Origin of the sequence: Pantoea sp. DY-17 (assembly GCF_019795975.1) — a bacterium.
In the GTDB taxonomy this organism is placed as follows: Bacteria; Pseudomonadota; Gammaproteobacteria; order Enterobacterales; family Enterobacteriaceae; genus Pantoea; species Pantoea leporis.
Window position 1 is genome coordinate 1 of the sequence record NZ_JAIMIG010000001.1, and the last position, 22,511, is coordinate 22,511.

Here is a 22,511-nt window from a genome sequence, read left to right on the forward strand (position 1 = left end):
ATTTGCCTGGCGGCTTTAGCGCGGTGGTCCCACCTGACCCCATGCCGAACTCAGAAGTGAAACGCCGTAGCGCCGATGGTAGTGTGGGGCCTCCCCATGCGAGAGTAGGGAACTGCCAGGCATCAATTTAAGACCCGTTACCGGGTCGTGACCTTCCCCGTGACGCGGGAAGGGCGAAACACCTGAAATCAGAACGATTGTCTGATATCAGTACAGAATCGGTGGAGCGGTAGTTCAGTTGGTTAGAATACCTGCCTGTCACGCAGGGGGTCGCGGGTTCGAGCCCCGTCCGTTCCGCCACTTAATTGATAAGCCCTGACTGAAAAGTCAGGGCTTTTTCATATCTGCAATTTCGTCATTATTGTTGATAAAAAATCAAAATTCTTCTGCTTATAAACGGATTTTTCAGCAACAATAAACCTGCCAAAATAATTCCCATCGAAACATAACGCTATACGATGAGGAAATCATGACAATCCCCGCCTTTGGTTTAGGTACTTTCCGCCTGCAAGATGACGTTGTAATCCATTCAGTTAAAACTGCGTTGGAACTTGGCTATCGCACAATTGATACTGCGCAAATCTATGAAAATGAAGCGGCTGTGGGCCAGGCGATCGCTGAGAATGGCGCAGCACGTGGCGACTTGTTTATTACCACTAAAATTTGGATCGACAATCTTTCGGCTGAAAAGTTGATTCCCAGCTTGAAAGAGAGCCTGGCAAAGCTGCGCACCGGTTATGTCGATCTCACCTTAATCCACTGGCCTTCTCCCGGATCGGCGGTATCGGTGAAAGAGAGCATGTTGGCATTGATGGCAGCAAAAGAAGCAGGGCTGACGCGTCAAATTGGTATCTCAAACTTCCCAATTGCTTTGATGAAAGAGGCGATTGACGCGGTTGGCGTGGAAAATATAGCGACTAACCAGATTGAGCTGCATCCCTTTTTGCAGAATCGGCAGGTGGTTGATTTTGCTAAAAAGAATAGTCTTCACATCACTTCTTACATGACGTTAGCTTATGGAGAAGCGCTGAAGGATGAGGTAATTAATACCATTGCACAGAAGCACAAAGCTACTCCGGCACAGGTTGTTTTGGCATGGGCGATGAAGTTAGGTTACGCGGTGATCCCGTCATCAACTAAACGTGAAAACCTGGCGAGCAACATGACAGCGGTTGATCTGCAGCTAGACGATCAAGATATGGCAAATATTGCCGCGCTGGATCGTCATCAGCGCTTAGTGAGTCCAGAAGGTCTGGCGCCAGACTGGGATTAATCACTGCATCCCTTTTCAGCCCTGCACTCGCCAGGGCTGAGCTTTAACCCATTCACTCAGAAAATCGATAAACGCCCTGACGCGTTGGCTAACTCCTAAGTCACTGTAATAGACTGCATTAAAAGGCATCTCAACTGGAATACGCTGTTCAGCAAGCAGTTCAATAAAAGTACCATCAGCTATCTCTTTATCCACCATAAAATCTGATAAACACGCGATACCTTGGTCGCCTAGCACTAGCTGTTTGAGCGTTTCGCCGCTGTTAGATGACATTCCTGGCGTGATGTCATAAAGATCGCCACCTTCATCTGCGACAGGCCAGCGATTTAAGCGTGGTGTTTCAACGAAGCCAAGGCATTCATGCTGAGCCAAATCAGCTGTTGATTCAGGGACACCATGTTTCGCCAGATAAGCCGGCGTCGCTACTAATTTGCGATAGCTTATAAAGAGCAAACGAGCGCGCAGTGTAGAATCCGTCAAATTGCCAGCGCGAATCGCCACATCGACTTTACGTTCGATGAGGTTAATAAAGCTCTCTGAGGAGATGAGCGATAGTGTGACATTGGGATAGCGCTCACGAAAGGGTTTAATCATCGGTAGCAACAGATGCAGAATCACGGGTGTAGCAGCATCAATACGCAGTACGCCCTGAGGCGCTAGCTGACGCTCAATCAACTCGCTCTCGGCGGTTGACATCTCCTGCATCAACTTTTGCACGCGGCGAAAGTAATGCTCGCCTTCATGAGTGAGCGCTAGCTGACGCGTAGTACGCGTTAAGAGCGCGACACCCAGCTTATTCTCCAGTTTTTTAACCGTGCGACTCACCGCTGAATTGGCCATCTGCAACTGTTCTGCAGCGCGACTAAAGCTGCCGCTCTCCACTACAGCGATAAACACCTTAAGCTCATCTGACGATGCCTTCATTATCCCTCCAAAAGCAAAAGTCTGTTCGCACTTTGCATCTTTTTGTCATTAAAGCATGCGGCAACACTAATGCCCATCGAAACCTTAATGGGAGTTAATCATGCCAATTGCACTTTGGGCGCTGACGATCAGTGCCTGTGCGATCGGAACGACAGAATTTGTTATCGTCGCTCTGAGCCCAACCATCGCTGAACAACTCCGTATTACGCTGCCTGCCGCAGTGAGCGTGATTCTGCATTGTTGAACATTATGGATTGGCGCAAACCCCGTGGATCGGTACGGTGTATGTACCTGGCACGCTGCTGCTAGTGCGATTGAGTGGCCAACCCGATAAAACTCAGACTGCGATAGCGATGGAATAACATGCACAAAAGCCTGCCAACTGGCAGGCTTTTACATTGGTAAGCTGTGAGGCGAATTCCGACAATCAAGAACACCAATTGAAACCCCGCGCTAAAATCCCTATAACAGTCAGGTGAAGTACGAGTCGTAAACCAGTTGGGCGGGAAAGTGCGGAAAAAAACTTATTCAATGCGTTATGTAGCAGGTCAGCCAGCAGAACGGATTTTTCCGCCGGGGGCAATGCTGCATCTTGGGCAGGCATTACCGCCTGGCGCACCTTTGCCAGCTGATCCCACACTGCGAGTTTTAGTCTGGAATATCTTCAAGCAACAGCGTGCAGACTGGATGTCTGTGCTCCAAGGTTTTGGCAAAGATGCCCACCTTGTTCTGCTGCAGGAGGCGCAGGCCACGCCTGAACTGGTCAAATTCGCCACCAGTAACTATCTCGCGGCCGATCAGGTGCCAGCCTTTGTCTTACCGCAACATCCTTCCGGCGTCATGACGTTGGCGTCTGCGCACCCTGTGTACTGTTGCCCACTAAGGGAACGTGAGCCGCTGCTGCGTTTGGCCAAATCTGCGCTGGTCACGGCGTATCCATTACCCACGGGCGAAATGCTGATGGTGGTGAATATCCACGCGGTCAATTTCAGTCTCGGTGTCGATGTCTACAGCAAACAGTTGGGGCCGATTGGCGAACAGATTCAACATCATCGCGGACCGGTGATCATGGCGGGGGATTTCAACGCCTGGAGCCGCCAGCGCATGAATGCGCTGTATCGCTTTGCGCGGGAGATGTCTTTGCGTGAGGTGAACTTCACCGATGACCATCGCCGAAAAGCCTTTGGGCGCCCACTGGATTTCGTCTTCTACCGCGATATGAAGGTCAGTGAAGCTTCTGTGCTGGTGACGCGCGCATCAGATCACAATCCGCTGCTGGTTGAGTTCAACTCTCTCTACGGTATTGAGCGTTAAGCTAATACGCTCGAACTCCCGCCCCGCAACAGTTAATGTTCAGCTGAAACAATACAGGGAAGGGCGAGTCAGAGCCTGAACAGGCGATATGCAGAATTTAGCAGAAGCAGAAAATGAAAAAGGCTGACAAAAGTCAGCCTTTTCGGGGCATTAGGTATCAGGTGTTGCGCTATTATTCACAAACAGCGTGAGCTTGTCGCCCGGCTGAATGTCTTTAGCGTCACTGTTCCAGCGCATAACGTCTTTGGTGTTCACACCGTGGCGTTTAGCAATACTGGCAAAAGAATCACCCTTACGTACACGGTAGGTGATGCTGTTGCCGTTATCAGCCAATTGCGTGCTCGCTTTGCCGTTCACGGTCAGAGTCTGACCGGTACGAACTGAAGCGCTGCGCAGATTGTTCTGCTGTTTCAGTGCACTGACGGTTACGCCAAGCTTGTTGGCAATGCCAGACAAGGTGTCGCCTTTGCGTACCGTATAGCTGTTTCCTGCCGCACTGACTTTCGCCATCTCGGTAGGCTGCACGGAAGCGATATCACCGGAAGCCAGTGAATCGCGCAACTTAGCAACGTTGGACTTCGGCACCATAATGTAGTGCGGTCCATTTGGCGCAGTGGCACCGTTTTTATAACCGGCATTAAATGTCTTCAACTTGCTGAGAGACATTCCGGCCATATCGGCGGCCTGCGTCAGTTCAATCTGCTGTCCCACCTCTACGCGAGCTAAAGCACGGCTCTCGTTCGGGGTCGGCAGTTTGATACCGTAACGCTTGTTGTTCTTGAGAATCTCACTCAAGGCCAACATTTTAGGTACGTAAACCGTGGTCTCGCGGGGCAGCGATAAACTCCAGAAGTCAGTCGGCTTACCGCGCGCCTTATTCTGTTTCATCGCCTTCAGCACACGTCCTTCACCGCTGTTATAGGCGGCGATGGTCAGTAACCAGTCGCCGTCAAACATACCGTTCAGACGCTGCATCATATCCAGCGCTACTTTGGTCGAGGCCACCACATCGCGGCGTCCGTCGTACCATTGGTTCTGTTTCAAACCATAGTTTTTGCCCGTTTGTGCAACAATCTGCCAGATGCCGGCGGCATTCGCAGAAGATGTTGCGTGTGGGTCAAAAGCGCTCTCCACTATGGGTAGCAGTACCAGTTCCATCGGCATTTTACGTTTCTGTATCTGCTCGACAATCCAGTACATGTACGGCTCTGCCCGTAATGTTACATCGTGGAGATAGCTCTTATTTTTTAAAAATTTTGTTTTTTGTTCGCGGATCCGGCTGTTTTCCGGAATCCCCATCTTCAACTCGTCACTAATGTGATTCCAGAGATCAGTATCTTCTGCGAAGCTTGTTCCATCATCCTGCCATCGCGGCGACAACAATCGATCTCCGTACTTTCCATTTTCACCTTGACCAGCTGAAGACAGACTCTGGGCATGCTGTACGGGGATATTGGCGTCATTCCTTGATGCCTGACATCCTACCAGCAAGACCGAGGCGAGTAAGATCGCTTTAGCCTTCATGTGTGTGTCAATAGTTCGCTTAAAAGACGAGCAACTATACGTGACGGTCCACCACAACACAACCTCAAATATCAAAAGCGGTCTTTCTTCTCGCGTAGATCGGCGAAAGTTTGCCATAACGCTGATGATGAGACATTAGTGCCTAAAGCCTGTTGTAAATCAGCGTCTTGCGTGCGTAAAAATAAATTTATTTCGCGCTCTAAGGCCAGTTTTGTCGGTAAAGTGATGCGGTTTTCTGCGCGTAAGTCCTTAATTTGCTGATACCTTGCCAAAATTTTAGGGTCATGGGGCAGAATAGCCGCAGCAAACTTCATATTGGATAAAGTGTACTCATGCGCGCAGCAAACGAGAGTATCTTCAGGGAGCTGATTAAGTTTTTGAAATGATTCAAACATTTGCTCAGCAGTGCCTTCAAATAAACGCCCGCAGCCGCCAGAAAACATCGTGTCACCACAGAAAAGATAAGGGGAGCTGAAATATGAGATATGTCCTAAAGTGTGACCGGGTGTTGCGATGACACGAAAATTCAGCCCAAGCAGGGTAAATTCATCACCTTCGGCCACAATACGCTTCGCCCCTTTATCTGCCGTTTCCTCTGGACCGAAAACCGCCAATTCGGGATAGTGCTGCAGCAGCTCATCCACACCGCCGACGTGATCGTGATGATGGTGCGTCAGTAAAATCGCCACGGGTTGCCAATGATTGGCCCTGATTTTATCCAGCACCGGCTGTGCTTCGCCGGGATCGACAATCAAACACCTGTTGTCATCGTCCGTCAGTGTCCAGATGTAGTTATCCTGCAATGCGGGAATGCTGGTAAGATTCATAAACACCTCTCAGGTCGTAGAAAAAGGAAAATGGTAGAGCATGAAGCCGGCTAAAACACGCCAAATCCTGACTGCACCGCGCTCCTGGCGCGATATGCCAATGGGAGACTATTTTCGCGACGCGCTCACTCAGCAACTGCAGCCTTATCTCGGCAAGCTGTATGGCTTTCATATGCTTAAAATTGGCAGCCTCAGCGCAGAAATCAACACCAGCCAGTGTGCCATATCGCATCAAGTGAATGTGGGCATTGAGGGCGATGAATTACAGGTTATCGCCAATAACACGCAATTACCCTTTGAATCTAAATCCGTAGATGCCTGTTTACTGGCGCACACGCTGGCGTGGAGTCAGGATCCGCACCGCGTACTGCGTGAAGTGGATCGGGTATTGATCGATGATGGCTGGATGATCATCAGCGGCTTCAACCCTTTCAGTTTATTAGGGATTAGCAAAGGCATTCCGGGTCTGCACTCGCGCGCGCCGTGGAGTGGACGGATGTTCAGCCAGGTACGATTGCTCGACTGGCTGGGCCTGCTGAATTATGAGGTGGTTTACCGCACCCGTTTTCAGGTGGTGCCGTGGCATCGGCAGGGCGGCAGGGTGATCAGCGCGCATTTACCGGCGCTCGGTTGTTTGAACATTGTGGTGGCACGTAAACGTACGTTCCCGCTAACGCCCACCAAAATGAAGAAGAATCTGAGTCAAAGCCAGCTACGGCAAACGGTTAACGTCACGCGCCAGTTTCGTGAAGTGAAGGATCAGGATTCAACCTGATAACCGATATCATCCTGAGTGGGCTTTCCCGCCGCGCTGCGTGCCAGTTCGTCGCAGCGTTCGTTCTCCGGATGCCCGGCGTGGCCTTTTACCCATTCCCACTTAATTTCATGGTTGCTGAGCGCCACATCGAGACGTTTCCACAGATCGACATTTTTCACCGGTTTTTTATCGGCGGTTTTCCAGCCGCGCTTCTTCCAGTTGTGGATCCAACTGGTGATACCCTGACGAACATATTGGCTGTCGGTGCTGATCACCACCTCACACGGCTGTTTTAACGCTTCGAGCGCCACGATAGCCGCCATCATTTCCATACGATTGTTGGTGGTGAGGCGATAACCTGTACTGAACTCTTTTTCATGCGCGCCATAACGTAAAATGGCGCCATAACCGCCGGGACCGGGATTGCCCAGGCAAGATCCATCGGTGAATATTTCTACCTGTTTACGCATCTCTGGTAGACTTCCTTCTGACAAAACGCCAAGTCTGACATAAAACGAGTCCTATGAGCACTGCAAATAACCGCCAGATCGTCCTCGATACTGAAACCACCGGCATGAACATGATCGGTGTGCATTATGAAGGACATCGCATCATTGAAATTGGTGCGGTTGAGGTGATCAACCGTCGCCTGACCGGCAACAACTTCCATATGTATCTGAAGCCCGATCGGCTGGTGGATCCGGAAGCGTTCGGCGTTCACGGTATCGCCGATGAATTCCTCGCTGATAAGCCGATGTTTGCGGATATCGCCGACGAATTCCTTGATTACATCCGTGGCGCAGAGCTGGTGATCCATAACGCATCGTTCGATATCGGCTTTATGGATTATGAATTCGGCATGCTGAAGCGGGATATCGGCAAAACCGAAACCTTCTGCCAGATCACCGATAGCCTGGCGATGGCGCGTAAGATGTATCCCGGCAAGCGCAACAGCCTCGATGCATTGTGCAACCGTTATGAAATCGACAACAGCAAGCGTACGCTGCACGGCGCACTGCTCGATGCCGAGATTCTGGCCGAAGTATTCCTGATGATGACCGGCGGTCAAACCTCGCTGGCATTTTCTCTGGACGGTGAGCAGAACAATCAGGGCGGCGCGGAGAACATTCAGCGCATTGTGCGTCCGAGTTCAGGTCTGCGCGTGGTCAGCGCCAGCGATGAAGAGATTGCTGCGCACGAAGGTCGTCTGGATTTGGTGCAGAAGAAGGGTGGTAGCTGCTTGTGGCGCGTGTAAAACGGCTGATTTTGCGTGCAAAATCGACGTTAAGCTGAAAAAAACGTCAAACGAAACATTCCCACAGAAAAAGCGTTGACGGGTGTGAAAGCTGCTATTAATATGCGCCTCGTTCTCGACGGGGAACAAAGCGCGGAGCGGTAGTTCAGTTGGTTAGAATACCTGCCTGTCACGCAGGGGGTCGCGGGTTCGAGCCCCGTCCGTTCCGCCAATCTATTTAAAGAAGCCGATGCAGAAATGCATCGGCTTTTTGCTTTTTCCAAATGGTATCGCTTTCCCTCATCCCCCGCCTTCTCTCGCAAGCGGGCGAAGGATGGAATGAGGGCCAGCGCGCACGCAACTTAATCCTTCTGTACCGCCACCGTCGCGCGATACGCCGCCACCGACTCTTCGCGATCAGCGCGCGCCAGCCAGCGATAGCAGCCCGCACCCAACGCCACGCCGATAAACCAGCTAAAGTTCGCCACCGCATGCAGTGAAGGAATAAAGCTGATCACCAGACAAATGCCCACCGACGGCAGCAACGCGGCAATCGCTTTCGGGTTGAAGCCGCCGCGATACCAGTAACGGCCTTTCGGCGTGTCATCAAACAGGTCATCCACGTAGACTTTGCTGCGTTTGATCAGATAGAAATCGGCCACCAGGATGCCAAACAGCGGCCCAATAAACGAGCCCAGCACATCCAGCGTGTAGTGAATCAGTTCTGGCGACTGGAACAGGTTCCACGGCGTCAGTAACACCGAACCAACTGCGGCAATCATGCCACCGGTGCGGAAGCTGATTTTCTGCGGTGAACAGTTCGAGAAGTCGAATGCCGGCGAAACAAAGTTCGCCACGATATTAATGCCGATGGTAGCGATAATCATGGTCAGCAGGCCAATCGCCACCGCCACGTCGTTACCCACCATGCTGACAGTTTCAATTGGATCGGTGATCATTCTGCCGAACAGCGATTGCGTACCGGAGACAATCACCACGGTGACAATCGAGAACAGCAGGAAGTTGAACGGTAAGCCCCAGCGGTTGCCGCGACGAATTTCGCCCATGCTTTTGCCGTAACGCGAGAAGTCACCAAAATTCAGCAGCGGACCGGAGAAGTAGGAGACCACCAGCGCGGTGGCGGTAATCATCTGCCAGGTTTGCTCGCCGGTGCTCAACTGCTTGCTGGCCAGCGTAAAGGAGATACCATCGAAACCGGTTTTGTATACAATCCAGCCCGCCAGCGCCACCATCACCACGTACACCGCCGGACCGGCGACATCAATAAAGCGTTTAATCGCGTTCATGCCGTGCCAGAACACCATCGCCTGCAGTAACCACATCACACCGAAACAACACCAGCCCAGCTGAGATAAGCCGAGCCAGCTGCTTTGCGTCATGCTGCTCAGGGTGGGAAAGAACTTCAGCAGCACCAGCATCAGCGCGTTAGCCGCCAGATAAGTCTGGATGCCGTACCATGCAAAAGCGATCAGCCCGCGAATAATCGCCGGGATGTTAGCGCCGAACACGCCAAACGCCTGACGCGAAATCACCGCGTACGGTACGCCTGCCATCTGGCTCGGTTTGGCCACCAGATTGGCGCACAGCTGCACAATGCAGATGCCCACCAGCAAACACAGCAACACCTGCCAGCTCGCCAGCCCGAGGGTAAAGAAGCTGGCGGCCACCACGTAGCCGCCCATGCTGTGCACGTCCGACATCCAGAACGAAAAGATGTTGTACCACGACCAGTTCTGGTCGCGCGTCGGCGCCAGATCGTCATTACACAGACGTGGACTGTATTGTGCGTTGGCTTCAGAGGCCACCCGCGAGGTCACTTCAGAATGATTTGGCATGAAACCTGCTCCTCTCAACATCATGGAAAAATAATCACAGCGTGAAACGGTATTGCAGGATCCAGGCCAGAAATGATTTCTTGTATACAAAAAATTAATTTCACGTATACGATGTGCAGCACACAGTCACTTACCGGAGCAGGTAATGAAGAGTGAAACAGGCCAGAAAACGGCTGCCGATCTGAACGATCGCGATGAACCTATCTATCAGGCGCTGCTTACCGCCATCGTTGAGCATCAACTGCCGCCGGGCAGTAAATTGCCGGAAGAAGCCTTATCGGATGTCTTCGGCGTGAGCCGCACCGGCATTCGTAAGGTGCTGCAACGCCTCGCCGCGGTGCAAATGATCACCTTGTCGCCCAGGCGTGGTGCACAGGTGGCGACGCCGGGCGTGGATGAAGCCCGCGACATCTTTGCCACCCGCTGTTTATTAGAGTGCGCCAATCTACCGGCTGTGCTGAGCCACGTGCAGGCACCGCACTTAGCGGCACTCGGCGTGCTGATTGAAGAAGAGCAGATGGCACATGACCAGCATGATGGTGCCGCCGCGATTCGTCTCTCCGCCGCCTTTCATATTCAGCTGCAGGCGATCTCCGGTAACGCAGTGCTCACCGATATGGTGACGCGCCTGACGCAGCGTTCGTCGCTGGTGATTGCCGCTTACGGTGCACCGTGGCAGCGCGGCTGCCGATGCGATCATCACGATCGGCTGGTGGATCTGCTGCGGCAAAAAGATCTGCCGGGGTTAACGGCGGCGCTGCAGCATCACTTCGAACACATTGTTGCCAGCCTGCACTTTGAGCGCAGCGGCGAAACCTTGCCTGATTTCACCCGGTTATTTGCCGGTAACAAAGGAGCGGCATCATGAGCCTGATTCAGGTCATCAATCCCAACACCAGCTTAGCGATGACGGAAACCATGGGTACTGCCGCGCGCGCCGTCGCCGCGCCGGGCACCGAGATTCTGGCGGTGTGCCCGACTCACGGCGTCGAGTCGATAGAAGGTCATTTTGATGAGGCCATCGCGGCGATTGGTGTGCTGGAGCAGGTGAAACGCGGCAAAGAGCAGGGCGTGAGTGGCCATATCATTGCCTGCTTCGGCGATCCGGGATTGCTGGCGGCGCGTGAACTGGCAAGCGGCCCGGTAATCGGCATTGCGGAAGCGGCCATGCACACCGCCACGCTGGTAGCGACGCGCTTTTCGATTGTCACCACCTTGCCGCGCACGCTGGTGATTGCGCGCCATCTGCTGCAGCAATATGGCTTCACACACCATTGTGCCGCGCTGCACGCCATCGATCTGCCGGTGCTGGCGCTGGAAGACGGCAGCGGCGTGGCGCAGGAGAAAGTGCGTCAGCGCTGCATGCAGGCCAAACGCGAAGATGGCAGCGGCGCGATTGTGCTGGGCTGTGGCGGTATGGCTACGCTGGCGCAGGATCTCACCAAAGAACTGGGCATGCCGGTAATCGACGGGGTCAGCGCTGCGGTAAAAATGGTGGAGTCGCTGGTGGCGCTAGGCTTTGGTACCAGCAAGCATGGCGATCTCGATTATCCACTCGAAAAACCGCTCAGCGGAGCCTTTCAGCACCTAAACTAACCACTGGTTGAGCGACAGGAACTTACAGAATGAATGATGTATCTGGAAAGAAAGAGTACAGCTTCAACAAAAACTATCCCCGCGATCTGATTGGCTACGCTGGCAACCCGCCGCATGCGCAGTGGCCGGGCAAAGCGCGCGTCGCGGTGCAGTTTGTCCTTAATTACGAAGAGGGCGCCGAGAACAACGTGTTGCATGGCGACGCCGGTTCCGAGCAGTTTCTTTCCGATATCATCGGCGCGGCCAGCTACGCCGATCGCCATATGTCGATGGATTCGCTGTATGAATACGGCTCGCGCGCCGGTTTCTGGCGCATCCACAATGAGTTTCAAAAGCGCGGTTTGCCGCTGACGGTGTTTGGCGTGGCGATGGCGCTGGCGCGTCATCCGGACATCGTTGAGGCGATCAAAGCGGCGGATTACGACGTGGTGAGCCACGGCTGGCGCTGGATTCACTACCAGGCGATGGATGCCAAGACCGAGCGCCAGCACATGCAGCAGGCGGTGGACGTGTTAACCGACCTGTTTGGCAAAGCGCCAACCGGCTGGTACACCGGCCGCGACAGCCCCAACACCCGACGTTTGGTGGTCGAGCAGGGCGGCTTTAGCTATGACAGCGACTATTACGGCGACGATTTACCGTTCTGGACGCAGGTCACCTGTCAGGACGGCACGGTCAAACCGCATCTGGTCATCCCTTACACGCTGGAGTGCAACGATATGCGCTTCGCCTCGCCGCAGGGCTTCAACACGGCGGAGCAGTTCTTTACCTATTTGCGCGACACCTTTGATGTGCTGTACGAAGAGGGCGAAACGGCACCGAAGATGATGTCGATTGGCATGCACTGTCGTTTACTGGGACGTCCGGGGAAATTCCGTGGCTTGCAGCGCTTCCTCGATCATATTCAGCAGCATGAAGATGTGTGGGTGTGTACGCGGCAGCAAATCGCCGATCACTGGATCGCGACGCATCCGGCACCGAGCGCTTAGCCCTTCATCCCAACCTTCTCCCGCCAGCGGGAGAAGGCGCCGATCCCGCCGCGATGTATCAGATCACTCCACCTAATCATCCCTCGCCCGCGTGCGGTAGCCCAATCATTCCCTCTCCCGCGTGAGGGAGAGGGTTAGGGTGAGGGAAAAACCACCCAACTCAACTCATCAAACTCACCTGCGCCGCGACAATCCGCCAGCCGCACGGTAATCGCACCCACGTCTGCTGCTGGCGTCCGATCTTCTCTACGCCTTCACGCGTAAACTCCGTACTGCACACCGCATAGTCATCGCCAAAAGTGGTGATCAGCGTATTACGTAACTCGCGATCCAACCCTTTCGACGGACGCGCCGCGCGAAAAGCGCGGATCTCATCAATGCCATACAAATTCTCACCCGCGCCCAAACGCACGGTGCGTTTGTCGTGCCAGAACAGCTCATCCAGCACCTCAACATCATTGCCGATCAGCGCTTGCTCATAGCGGTAAAAGGCGGCGGTGACTTCGGCGAGAATTGCCGGGCGATCGATATGTTCAGATGTCATTTTCAGGCGTCCATTAAGGTGGTTTGTGGCAGCGTCAGCCCTTGCTGTTGCAGCGCCCAGGCAGCGCGCAGTGCCAGATGTTCTTTAAACGGCGCAGCGATCAGCTGCAAGCCTATCGGCAAGCCGCTGGCGGTTTGCAGCGGCACGGTACAGACCGGTAAGCCGAGGAACGAAATCGGCTGGGTTAGCATGCCCATGCTGGCGCGCGTCGGCAAATGCTGGCCGTTGATATGAATGGTTTCCTGGCCGATGGTGGTGGCGGTGCAGGGCGTGGCGGGCGCAATCAACACGTCAAACTGCTCAAACAGCGGCAGCACCTGCTGCTGGAAGTGGCGGCGGAAACGCTGGGCCTGCACGTACCACGCCGAAGGCAGCATCGCACCGGCCAGCAGGCGCTCACGCGAGTTGGGCTCGAACTGCTCCGGCTGCGTGCGCAGCATCGGCAGGTAGTGATTGCCGCCTTCTGCGGCGGTCATGATAAAGGCCGCCGAGCGTGCGATCTCCGCATTCGGCAAGGTCACTTCGTCGATTGCCTGCAGCGCTTTAGCTGCCACCGCCACGGCGGCACGCGCTTCATCGCTGCACCAGGTTGAGAAGAACCCGCCGAGTACCGCGCTGCGCACGCCTTCTGCGCCCTTGCTGAGCCCTGCGCTAGCTGGCGAGGCGGGCTGCGCGGCCTGGAAGGCATCGCTGGCATCGGCACCTTGCAAGGTGTCGTACACCAGGCTCAAATCTTCAACCGAACGGGCAAACGGGCCGATGTGATCGAGGCTGGCGACAAACGGATGGCTGCCGCTGCGCGACAGGCGGCCGAAGGTCGGCTTCAGGCCAAAGATGCCGCACAGTGAAGCGGGCACGCGGATCGAGCCATTAGTGTCGGTACCGAGCGAGAAGTGCACCAAACCCGCTGCCACCGCTGCCGCTGAACCGCCGGACGATCCGCCCGCCACGCGGGTTAAATCGCGCGGATTGCGCGTCGCGCCGTAATGGGTGTTTTCCGTGGTAAAACCATAAGCATAGGCATCCATATTCAGCATGCCGGAGAGCAGCGCGCCAGACTGACGCAGTTTGCTCACCGCCCACGCATCCTCGCGCGCCGCCGCGCGTGCGCTGAACAGGCTGGCACCGGCTAAGGTGCTGTGTCCGGCGACATCAAACAGGTTTTTCACCGCGTAAGGAATACCGGCTAGCGGCGGCAAGGTTTCACCGCGCTGGCGCAGCTGATCGATCTGATCGGCTTCGCGCAGCATGCGCTGACCGGTGACTTCGGTCCAGGCGTTGATCGCCTTATGCTGTTCAATCGCCGCCAGCGTGTTTTGCGCGATATCGCGGGCGCTGATCTCGCCCTGACTCAGCGCCTGCTGCAGGGCATTAATCGATAATGACGACAGTTTCATGGATGAAACACTCCCGCCACTTCCAGGCGATCGTCGAGCGGCAGCGCCATCAGCGGCTCGGCCATGGCGGCGATGCGGTTGAACTGCGTCAGCAGCTCGGCGCGGCGCGCATCATCCAGCTCCAGCGCCAGAATCTGCTCCATTTGGGCAATATAGGTGGCCCAATCCGGTTGTGAACTCATCAATAATCTCCGTTAGAAACCGGCGGCGCTGCCGTTGCTGCGCGGATCGAACGCGCCTTCCAGCATGCCGTTGTTGTGTCTGACGATCGCGCCCGCATGGCCGACCACTTCACTGAAATCGGGTAGCAGTTCAACCTCATGGCCGAGCGCACGCAACTGCTGCACTGTTTCCGGCGCGATGCGCGCTTCGAGCTTGAGCGAATCGGATGATTGTCCCCACGTACGACCCAGCAGCCAGCGCGGCGCGCTCACCGCCTGTTGCAACGGATGTCCCTGAATCACGTGACGGGTGAAAATCGCCGCCTGGGTTTGTGGTTGGCCGTCGCCGCCCATCGAACCGTACACCATGGTGCGGCCATCTTTGAGACGCGCGGCAGCGGGATTGAGGGTGTGGAACGGCTGTTTGCCCGGCTGCAGCGCCAGCAGATGATCGGGTTGCAGGCTGAAGGCGGCACCCCGGTTTTGCCAGGTGATGCCGGTGCCGGGCAGCACCACGCCGCTGCCGAATTCGTGATAGACGCTCTGGATAAACGAAACCGCTAATCCGCTGCTGTCCATCACGCCCATCCACACGGTATCGCCCGGCCCGCGCCCGGTGCCCCACGCAGCGGCTTGTTGATCGTCCACCTGCGCCGCCAGCGTGCTGAGGTGTTCCTCATCCAGCAGACGCTGCACATCAATGTCGATGTGGCGCGGATCGGTGATGTGCTTGTCGCGCAGCGCAAAGGCTTTTTTAGTGGCTTCAACGATGCGGTGCACGGTTTGCGCTTCATTGGCGTCAGCCATATTCAGCCGATCGGTAATGCCGAGGATCGCCAGCGACACCAAACCCTGTGTTGGCGGCGTCATGTTCCAGATATCGCCTTCACTGTGTGCCAGATGCAGCGGCGTGCAGCGGCGGGCTTTGTGCGTTTGCAAATCTTCGAGCGTGATTGGCATTCCCAGCGCGGTCATTTCGCGCGCCAGATGGTGCGCCAGTTCACCGCGATAGAAACTTTCCAGCCCGTGATCGCACAGCATGCTCAGCGTATTCGCCAGCGCCGGCTGGGTGAAGCGACTGCCGGCAAGCGGTACGCTGCCGTCCGGTAAAAAGGTGGCGGCAAAACCAGGTTGATGCTGCAACTCGTGCTGTTTGGCGGCGGTGGCGGCGGCTTGCGAGGCGGTGACCGGAATGCCGTCGGCGGCATAGCGAATTGCATCGCGCAGCAGACGGGTTAACGGCAGCGGCGTCGCGCCAAGTTCCTGCGCCAGCGTCAACGCTTCCTGCCAGCCGCTGACGGTACCCGCCACGGTTAAGGCGGCTTTCGGTCCGCGATGCGGAATCTGCGTTTCACCATGGTAGAAATCAAGATGTGCCAGCGAACCGGCTGCGCCGCTGGCGTCAATGGCGATGGGATCGCCGTTGGGCGGCACCACCAGCCAGAAGCCGTCGCCGCCCAAACCGTTCATGTGCGGGTAAACCACGGCGATGGTGGCTGCGGCCGCCACCATCGCTTCCAGCGCATTGCCGCCTTCGCGCAGTACGGCTAAGGCGCTTTCGCTGGCGAGATGGTGCGGCGTAACGGCCATGCCTAACGGCGCCATGTTGCTCTGTATCATAAAGAACTCTTTTTCTGGGTACGTGGTTAATGGGAAGCAAGAGCTGTTCCAGTTTTGAACGGACATCAATCTGGATCGATTTATGCTAGCTTGTGATGAAACGAAAGTTACAGGACCGATGATGAAACAACTTGATGAACGCCTTCGTAGTCACTATCCGCAACTGTCGCCGCAGGAGCAGCGCATTGCCGACTTCGTGTTTGACCACTTTGATGACCTGATCAGCTACAACAGCGCCGAGCTGGCGCGGCTGAGCGGTGTGTCGAAGGCCACGGTCAGCCGTTTATTCAAGCGTCTCGGTTACGAGAAATATAAGGACATGCGCGACGAGCTGCGCATCCTGCGCCAGAGCGGCATGCCGCTCACCGACAACCGCGATGCGGTGCAGGGTAACACCTTGCTGTCACGCCACTATAAGCAGGAGATGGCCAACCTGACGCAGTGGGTCAACAGCATCGATCCGCAGCAGTTTGGCGAGGTGATTAGCGCGCTGGGCGCGGCAAAACGGGTATTTATCATCGGCATGCGTAACGCCTATCCGGTGGCGCTGCACCTGCGTCAGCAGCTGATGCAGGCGCGTCCGCAGGTGCATGTGCTGCCGCAGCCGGGCCAGACGCTGGGCGAAGAGCTGGTGGATATCACGCCCGACGATATCGTGGTGGTGATGGCGTTTCGCCGCCGTCCACGCATCATTCGCCCGCTGATGCAGCAGCTGCAGCAGAGCAACATTCCCGTGCTGGCGCTGTGTGAGCCGCAGGCGCAGGGCATTATCACGCTGGCGCGCTGGCAGCTTTGCGCGCCGCTCGACAGCGTTTCCGCTTTCGATAGCTACGCCTCCGCCATGAGCCTGATTAACCTGTTGGCAAATGCGTTACTGCACGAAATGTTGTCGCAGGGCCGTCAGCGCATCCATCAAATTGCCGATCTTTATCAGCATCTTGACGAGCTGGAACACCGTTAACGGGCGCCATTATGGTGCATTGCACTAATTTTGATCGTTAATTCCAACGGGCGCAATGCCCTTTTTTGCTGCCTTCAACGCGGTAATTCCGCGTTTTTTCCCCTTTCTTCTCCCGGCACTGCGGTTGGCACATTAGTTGCAGAATGATTCATCAAGAATCTTTTGTTTCACGTAAACTCACCGGGGTGCATAATGAAAAAAGTATTATTAGCGGTAGCGGGCGCGGCATTGCTGATGGCGCAGGTCGGGAGTGCGATGGCCGATCAGCTGCAGGATATCCAAAAGCGCGGCGTGATCCGCGTAGCGGTTCCGCAGGACTTCCCGCCGTTCGGTTCTGTAGGTACAGATCTGCAACCGCAGGGCTACGATATCGACATGGCGAAGTATCTCGCTAATCAGATGAAACTGAAGTTGCAGCTGGTGCCCGTTTCCAGTGCCAACCGCGTGCCGTATCTGCAGACCGATAAAGTCGATCTGGTGATCTCCAGCATGGGTAAAAACGCCGAGCGTGAAAAAGTGATCGATTTCACCCGCGCTTACGCGCCGTTCTTCCTCGGCGTATTTGGTCCGAAAGGCGAAACGCTGAAAGATGCGGCAGCGCTGAGCGGCAAATCCATCGGCGTCACGCGCGGTGCGGTTGAAGACATGGTGTTAAGCGATATCGCCCCGAAAGAGGCGCAGGTGAAGCGTTATGAAGATAACAACACCACGCTGTCGGCCTACCTTTCCGGACAAGTGCAGTACGTTGCGACGGGCAACCTGGTGGTGGCGGCGATTGCGCGCCAGAACGCCGAAAAAGCGCCGGTTGCCCAGTTTATGCTGAAAGATTCACCGTGCTACATCGGCCTGAAAAAAGATGAGCCGGCGCTGAAAGAGAAAGTGAATGCGCTGATTGAGCAGGGAATCAAAGACGGCACGCTGAACAAGCTGTCGGAAGAGTGGCTGAAAGCGCCGCTGCCAGCGAACCTCGGCGCATAAAGTATGGCGCAACTTAACTTCGCCGATCTCTGGCCGCACTGGCCAGAGTTGCTGGCCGGACTGTGGGTCACGATTCAGATCACCGTGCTCGCCACCGTGGGCGGTGTCAGCCTCGGTATTCTCGGCGCGGCGCTGCGCAGCGGCAAACCGAGCTGGGCGAGCCGCATCTGGGGCCTGTACGTCGAGCTGATCCGTAATACGCCGTTTGTGGTGCAGCTGTTTTTCATCGTCTTTGGTTTGCCCAATCTGGGTCTGAAACTGACGGCGGGCGAAGCCGCGCTGCTGGCGATGTTGATTAACCTTGGCGCGTACAGCACCGAAATTATTCGCGCCGGCATTCAGGTGACGCCGCGCGGCCAGTGGGAAGCGGGGCGCGTGCTGGGATTGACCCGCACGCAAACCTTTATTCGCGTGGTGTTGCCGCCGTCGCTGCAGCGTATTTATCCGGCGCTGGTCAGCCAATGCATCATCGTGATGCTCGGCTCGTCGGTGGTGTCGCAGGTGTCGTACGAAGAGTTGACCTTCGCCGCCAACCTGATTCAGTCGCGCACCTTTTTGAGTTTTGAAGTCTATTTCGTGACCACGCTGATCTATCTGGCGTTGTCGATTGCCATGCGCCAACTGCTGCTGGCGCTGGGACGTAAATGGTTGGGAGCGCAGCCGGCATGATGACGCAATTTACCGACTGGGACATCCTGCGCAACCTGCTGCTGGCAGCGCGCTGGACAATTTTACTTTCGCTGGTGGCGTTTTTTGGCGGCACGCTGGTGACCTTGCCGCTGCTGTTTATGCGCCTGCTGAAACGTAAATGGCCGATGCGCCTGGTGCGCGCCTACACCGAGCTGTTTCAGGGCACGCCGCTGCTGATGCAGCTGTTCCTCGCCTTCTTCGGCGTCGGCTTGTTCGGCATCGACGTGGCGCCCTGGACCGCCGCCTCGCTGGCCTTAACGCTCTACACCAGCGCGTTTCTGGTGGATATCTGGTACGGCAGTATTCGCGCCCTGCCAAAAGGGCAGTGGGAAGCGTCGCGCTGTCTCGGCCTGACCTTTGGTCAAACGCTGTTTCGCGTGGTGGCGCCGCAGGCGATTCGTATCGCCATCGCGCCTACGGTTGGGTTTGCCGTGCAGGTGATTAAAGGCACCGCGCTGGCCTCGATTATCGGTTTCGTCGAGCTGACCAAAGCCGGCACCATTTTGAATAACGTGACGTATGAGCCGTTCAAGGTGTTTGGCCTGGTAGCGCTCGGTTACTTCCTGATGTGTTATCCGCTGTCGCGTTACAGCCAGTACCTGGAGAAAAAATTCAATGCCGCTCATCACCATTAATCAGGTACAGAAGTACTACGGCGATAACCACGTCTTGAAAGGTGTCGATCTCGATGTCGATCACGGCGAAGTGATCTCGATTATCGGCCGCAGCGGATCGGGTAAAAGTACCCTGCTGCGCTGCATGAACGGGCTGGAAGGTTATCAGGAAGGCAGCATCAAACTCGGCGGTATGACAATTACCGACCGCGAATCGCAGGCGCGTGAAATCAGCCGTTCGGTCGGCATGGTGTTCCAGAACTTCAACCTGTTCCCGCACATGACGGCGCTGGAAAACGTGATGCTGGCGCCGCGCCGCGTGCTGAAGAAAAGTGAAGCCGAATGCCGTGCGCTGGCAACGCAGATGCTGGAGAAAGTCGGCCTCGGTGAGCGCATCAATTACTATCCGGCCAATTTGTCGGGCGGTCAGCAGCAGCGCGTGGCGATTGCCCGTGCGCTGGCGATGCAGCCCAAAGTTTTACTCTGTGATGAGATCACCTCCGCGCTCGATCCCGAGCTGGTGGGCGAAGTGCTGAAAGTGCTGGAGCAGCTGGCCGCCGAAGGCATGACGTTGATTCTTGTCACCCATGAAATGAACTTCGCCCGCGACGTGGGCGATCGCGTGGTCTTTATGCATCAGGGGCGCGTCTGGGAGCAGGGCGACAGCAAAACGCTGTTCGCCAATCCGCAAACCGCGGAGCTGAAGCAGTTTATCTCTACCGTGCGCCTCTAAGCTTTCTTTAAGGAATACAACATGGATATCAGCCAATTTTCGCAAATCAATCCGCCACAGCGTCTGTTGATGGGACCGGGCCCGATCAATGCCGATCCGCGCGTGCTGCGCGCCATGTCGAGCCAGCTGATCGGCCAGTACGATCCGGCGATGACGCACTACATGAACGAAGTGATGGCGCTGTACCGTGGCGTATTCCGCACTGAAAACCGCTGGACGATGCTGATCGACGGCACGTCACGCGCCGGTATCGAAGCGATCCTGCTGTCGGCGATCCGTCCGGGCGACAAAGTGCTGGTGCCGGTGTTTGGCCGTTTCGGTCATCTGCTGTGTGAAATTGCCCGCCGCTGCCGTGCGGAAGTGCACACCATTGAAGTGCCGTGGGGTGAAGTGTTTACGCCGGATCAGATCGAAGACGCGATCAAAAAAGTGCAGCCGCGCCTGCTGCTGACGGTGCAGGGCGATACGTCCACCACCATGCTGCAGCCGCTGGAAGCGCTGGGCGCGATTTGCCAGAAGTATGGCGTGCTGTTCTACACCGATGCCACCGCGTCGCTCGGCGGTAACGCGCTGGAAACCGATGCGTGGGGCCTGGATGCGGTCTCCGCCGGGATGCAGAAGTGCCTTGGCGGTCCATCCGGTACGTCGCCAATCACGCTGAGCCCGCAGATGGAAGCGGTGATCCGCAAGCGCAAGTGCGTGGAAGAGGGCATCCGCACCGCCGATCATCAGGATGGCGACGACGAGATGATCTACTCCAACTATTTCGATCTCGGCATGATCATGGATTACTGGGGCCCGGAGCGCCTCAATCACCACACGGAAGCCACCACCGCGCTGTTTGGCGCGCGTGAATGTGCGCGTCTGATAATGGAAGAGGGATTAGATAACGGCATCGCGCGCCACAAGCTGCACGGCGATGCGCTGCTGAAAGGCATTCAGGGCATGGGCCTCGAAACCTTTGGCGATTTAAAACACAAAATGAATAACGTGCTCGGCGTGGTGATCCCGCAGGGCGTGAATGGCGATCAGGTGCGCAAGCTGGTGCTGGAAGATTTCGGTATCGAAATCGGCACTTCGTTTGGTCCGCTGCACGGCAAAGTGTGGCGCATCGGCACCATGGGCTACAACGCGCGTAAAGATTGCGTGATGCAAACCCTGAGCGCGCTGGAAGCGGTGCTGAATCATGTTGGCTTCCGCACCACGCAAGGCGCGGGGATGCAGGCGGCGTGGGATCTTTACGGGAGCCGCGCATGAATAAAAGCCTGATGACCGCCAGCGAGGCGCAGATCGCCGCCGCTCGCGTCATGGCGCGCTGTGATGCGCTGGCTGAGATCAGCGAAAGCGAAGATGGCCTGACGCGCGTTTATCTGTCGCCGGAGCAGCTGCGTGCCAACGCGCGCGTTGGCGAATGGATGCAGGCTGCGGGCATGACGACGTGGCAGGACGCGGTGGGCAACATTTGCGGTCGCTACGAAGCGGCGCAGGCGGGCGCGCGGGCGCTGCTGCTCGGTTCACATCTGGATACGGTGCGCAATGCCGGTCGCTACGACGGTATGCTCGGCGTGTTAAGCGCCATTGAAACCGTGCAGTGGCTACACGATCGGCAGCAGCGTTTACCGCTGGCGATTGAGATTGTCGGCTTCGGCGACGAAGAGGGCACGCGCTTCGGCATTACGCTGCTCGGCAGCCGTGGCATAACCGGCAGCTGGCCGGAAAGCTGGGTGACGCACCCGGATGGCAACGGCATCACCGTGGCGGAAGCGATGCAGGATGTCGGTTTCGATGCGGCGAAGATTCACGACGCGGCGCGTCAGGTCAATGACATCGCCGCCTATCTGGAACTGCATATCGAGCAAGGTCCGTGTCTTGAGCAGGAAGATTTGGCGCTTGGCGTGGTCACGGCGATCAACGGCGCGCGTCGTCTGAACTGCAGTTTTATCGGTGAAGCGGGTCACGCGGGCACCGTGCCGATGACGCATCGCAAAGATGCGCTGGCCGCTGCCGCTGAATGGATGGTGTTTATTGAGCACACCACGCAAGAGCACGATCCGCAGCTGGTGGCGACCGTCGGCACGCTGAGCTGCTTGCCGGGCGCGGTTAACGTGATCCCGGGTGAAGTGCAGCTGTCGCTCGACGTGCGCGGTCCGCAGGATGAGCCACTGGAGCGTTTACTCTCCACGCTGCTCACCCAGGCGCAGGCGATTGCGCTGCGTCGCGGCTTAACCTTCAGCGCCAACGAGTATTACCACATTGCCGCTACCGCCTGTGATGCGCGGTTGCAGCAGGCGCTGAGCCACGCGGTAGAAACCGTGCAAGGGCGCAGCCTGTCGCTGCCGAGCGGCGCGGGACATGATGCAATTGCTATCGCCGAGCGCTGGCCGGTGGGCATGCTGTTTGTGCGCAACCATCGCGGCATCAGCCATCATCCGGCGGAATCGGTACAAACCGCTGATGTGGCACTGGGCGTGCAGGCGTATCTGCAAGCGGTTTGCGATATTGCGCGCGCTAAGGAATAA

22 protein-coding genes, 2 tRNA genes, 1 rRNA gene and 2 pseudogenes are annotated in these 22,511 nt (G+C 56.3%); 18 read left to right on the forward strand and 9 right to left on the reverse strand.

Annotated features, from left to right (window positions below):
- Positions 1-5: 5 nt before the first annotated feature.
- The 3 genes from rrf (at position 6) to dkgB (ending at position 1,273) form a co-directional block, all read left to right on the forward strand.
- Positions 6-121 (forward strand): 5S ribosomal RNA (rrf, locus tag K5Y33_RS00005).
- 102 nt (positions 122-223) lie between these two features.
- Positions 224-300: transfer RNA gene (locus K5Y33_RS00010), tRNA-Asp, on the forward strand.
- Positions 301-469: 169 nt separating this feature from the next.
- Positions 470-1,273, forward strand: coding sequence for a 2,5-didehydrogluconate reductase DkgB (gene dkgB / locus K5Y33_RS00015; RefSeq protein ID WP_222233031.1), 804 nt, complete (start codon positions 470-472; stop codon positions 1,271-1,273).
- Between the two features lie 15 nt (positions 1,274-1,288).
- Here dkgB and yafC read toward each other — a convergent pair whose 3' ends face one another.
- Positions 1,289-2,197 (reverse strand): DNA-binding transcriptional regulator YafC, encoded by a 909-nt coding sequence (gene yafC / locus K5Y33_RS00020; protein WP_222233032.1) that lies wholly within the window; start codon positions 2,195-2,197, stop codon positions 1,289-1,291.
- Between the two features lie 100 nt (positions 2,198-2,297).
- On the opposite strand from yafC, the pseudogene K5Y33_RS00025 reads away from it, so the two are divergent.
- Both K5Y33_RS00025 and K5Y33_RS00030 read left to right on the forward strand, forming a co-directional pair.
- Positions 2,298-2,417 (forward strand): annotated as a pseudogene (locus tag K5Y33_RS00025) (MFS sugar transporter); the annotation flags it as partial.
- 290 nt (positions 2,418-2,707) lie between these two features.
- Entirely contained in the window at positions 2,708-3,511 is an 804-nt protein-coding gene (locus K5Y33_RS00030; RefSeq protein ID WP_008105211.1) for an endonuclease/exonuclease/phosphatase family protein, read from the forward strand.
- A 150-nt stretch (positions 3,512-3,661) separates the two neighbouring features.
- Here K5Y33_RS00030 and mltD read toward each other — a convergent pair whose 3' ends face one another.
- Positions 3,662-5,035: a murein transglycosylase D gene (gene mltD / locus K5Y33_RS00035; RefSeq protein ID WP_222233033.1), complete on the reverse strand. Its 1,374-nt coding sequence runs from the start codon at positions 5,033-5,035 to the stop codon at positions 3,662-3,664.
- 71 nt (positions 5,036-5,106) lie between these two features.
- Positions 5,107-5,862, reverse strand: coding sequence for a hydroxyacylglutathione hydrolase (gloB, locus tag K5Y33_RS00040; protein ID WP_222233034.1), 756 nt, complete (start codon positions 5,860-5,862; stop codon positions 5,107-5,109).
- A 40-nt stretch (positions 5,863-5,902) separates the two neighbouring features.
- Here gloB and K5Y33_RS00045 point away from each other — a divergent pair, with 40 nt between their 5' ends.
- Complete coding sequence (locus K5Y33_RS00045) at positions 5,903-6,637, forward strand: class I SAM-dependent methyltransferase (RefSeq protein WP_061723590.1); 735 nt, start codon at positions 5,903-5,905, stop codon at positions 6,635-6,637.
- On the opposite strand, the pseudogene rnhA reads toward K5Y33_RS00045, so the two are convergent.
- A pseudogene (gene rnhA, locus K5Y33_RS00050) lies at positions 6,622-7,189 on the reverse strand (ribonuclease HI). The gene K5Y33_RS00045 and the pseudogene rnhA overlap by 16 nt on opposite strands.
- Between rnhA and dnaQ the strand changes: the two are divergent.
- The gene (gene dnaQ, locus K5Y33_RS00055) at positions 7,143-7,874 is read left to right on the forward strand and encodes a DNA polymerase III subunit epsilon (protein ID WP_110867826.1); all 732 of its coding nucleotides are present in this window, start codon (positions 7,143-7,145) and stop codon (positions 7,872-7,874) included. The pseudogene rnhA and the gene dnaQ overlap by 47 nt on opposite strands.
- A gap of 134 nt (positions 7,875-8,008) precedes the next feature.
- Positions 8,009-8,085 (forward strand) — tRNA-Asp (locus K5Y33_RS00060).
- Positions 8,086-8,215: 130 nt separating this feature from the next.
- Here K5Y33_RS00060 and K5Y33_RS00065 read toward each other — a convergent pair.
- Positions 8,216-9,709, reverse strand: coding sequence for an NCS1 family nucleobase:cation symporter-1 (locus K5Y33_RS00065; RefSeq protein WP_192236769.1), 1,494 nt, complete (start codon positions 9,707-9,709; stop codon positions 8,216-8,218).
- A 145-nt stretch (positions 9,710-9,854) separates the two neighbouring features.
- Here K5Y33_RS00065 and K5Y33_RS00070 point away from each other — a divergent pair, with 145 nt between their 5' ends.
- From K5Y33_RS00070 to puuE, 3 genes are read left to right on the forward strand one after another with little or no spacing between them, the layout of a single operon-like run.
- Positions 9,855-10,577, forward strand: a complete 723-nt coding sequence (locus K5Y33_RS00070; protein ID WP_222233035.1) for a GntR family transcriptional regulator — start codon at positions 9,855-9,857, stop codon at positions 10,575-10,577.
- Complete coding sequence (gene hpxA / locus K5Y33_RS00075; RefSeq protein WP_110867823.1) at positions 10,574-11,305, forward strand: allantoin racemase; 732 nt, start codon at positions 10,574-10,576, stop codon at positions 11,303-11,305. The genes K5Y33_RS00070 and hpxA overlap by 4 nt, the downstream gene beginning before the upstream one ends.
- Positions 11,306-11,334: 29 nt before the next feature.
- Positions 11,335-12,294: an allantoinase PuuE gene (gene puuE, locus K5Y33_RS00080; protein WP_110867822.1), complete on the forward strand. Its 960-nt coding sequence runs from the start codon at positions 11,335-11,337 to the stop codon at positions 12,292-12,294.
- A gap of 160 nt (positions 12,295-12,454) precedes the next feature.
- Here the strand turns inward: puuE and hpxZ are convergent, their stop codons facing one another.
- The 4 genes from hpxZ to K5Y33_RS00100 are packed head-to-tail and all read right to left on the reverse strand — an operon-like array spanning position 12,455 to position 16,016.
- Positions 12,455-12,838 (reverse strand): oxalurate catabolism protein HpxZ, encoded by a 384-nt coding sequence (gene hpxZ, locus K5Y33_RS00085; protein WP_222233036.1) that lies wholly within the window; start codon positions 12,836-12,838, stop codon positions 12,455-12,457.
- A 2-nt stretch (positions 12,839-12,840) separates the two neighbouring features.
- The gene (locus tag K5Y33_RS00090; RefSeq protein WP_110867820.1) at positions 12,841-14,235 is read right to left on the reverse strand and encodes an AtzE family amidohydrolase; all 1,395 of its coding nucleotides are present in this window, start codon (positions 14,233-14,235) and stop codon (positions 12,841-12,843) included.
- Complete coding sequence (gene hpxX, locus K5Y33_RS00095) at positions 14,232-14,417, reverse strand: oxalurate catabolism protein HpxX (RefSeq protein ID WP_061723592.1); 186 nt, start codon at positions 14,415-14,417, stop codon at positions 14,232-14,234. Before hpxX ends, K5Y33_RS00090 begins: the two co-directional genes overlap by 4 nt.
- Positions 14,418-14,429: 12 nt before the next feature.
- The gene (locus K5Y33_RS00100) at positions 14,430-16,016 is read right to left on the reverse strand and encodes a gamma-glutamyltransferase family protein (RefSeq protein WP_222233037.1); all 1,587 of its coding nucleotides are present in this window, start codon (positions 16,014-16,016) and stop codon (positions 14,430-14,432) included.
- A 121-nt stretch (positions 16,017-16,137) separates the two neighbouring features.
- On the opposite strand from K5Y33_RS00100, the gene hpxU reads away from it, so the two are divergent.
- The 7 genes from hpxU to hpxK all read left to right on the forward strand — a co-directional run bounded on the left by hpxU (position 16,138) and on the right by hpxK (position 22,511).
- Positions 16,138-16,977, forward strand: coding sequence for a MurR/RpiR family transcriptional regulator HpxU (gene hpxU / locus K5Y33_RS00105; RefSeq protein ID WP_101762543.1), 840 nt, complete (start codon positions 16,138-16,140; stop codon positions 16,975-16,977).
- Between the two features lie 192 nt (positions 16,978-17,169).
- Positions 17,170-17,955: a transporter substrate-binding domain-containing protein gene (locus K5Y33_RS00110; protein ID WP_222233038.1), complete on the forward strand. Its 786-nt coding sequence runs from the start codon at positions 17,170-17,172 to the stop codon at positions 17,953-17,955.
- Between the two features lie 3 nt (positions 17,956-17,958).
- On the forward strand, positions 17,959-18,624 hold the full coding sequence (locus K5Y33_RS00115) for an amino acid ABC transporter permease (RefSeq protein ID WP_061717544.1): 666 nt from the start codon (positions 17,959-17,961) through the stop codon (positions 18,622-18,624).
- Entirely contained in the window at positions 18,624-19,280 is a 657-nt protein-coding gene (locus K5Y33_RS00120) for an amino acid ABC transporter permease (protein WP_097097590.1), read from the forward strand. The genes K5Y33_RS00115 and K5Y33_RS00120 overlap by 1 nt, the downstream gene beginning before the upstream one ends.
- The gene (locus K5Y33_RS00125) at positions 19,261-19,992 is read left to right on the forward strand and encodes an amino acid ABC transporter ATP-binding protein (RefSeq protein ID WP_101762541.1); all 732 of its coding nucleotides are present in this window, start codon (positions 19,261-19,263) and stop codon (positions 19,990-19,992) included. The genes K5Y33_RS00120 and K5Y33_RS00125 overlap by 20 nt, the downstream gene beginning before the upstream one ends.
- A 21-nt stretch (positions 19,993-20,013) precedes the next feature.
- Positions 20,014-21,249, forward strand: a complete 1,236-nt coding sequence (locus tag K5Y33_RS00130) for an alanine--glyoxylate aminotransferase family protein (protein ID WP_222233039.1) — start codon at positions 20,014-20,016, stop codon at positions 21,247-21,249.
- Positions 21,246-22,511, forward strand: a complete 1,266-nt coding sequence (gene hpxK / locus K5Y33_RS00135) for an allantoate amidohydrolase (protein WP_192236763.1) — start codon at positions 21,246-21,248, stop codon at positions 22,509-22,511. Before K5Y33_RS00130 ends, hpxK begins: the two co-directional genes overlap by 4 nt.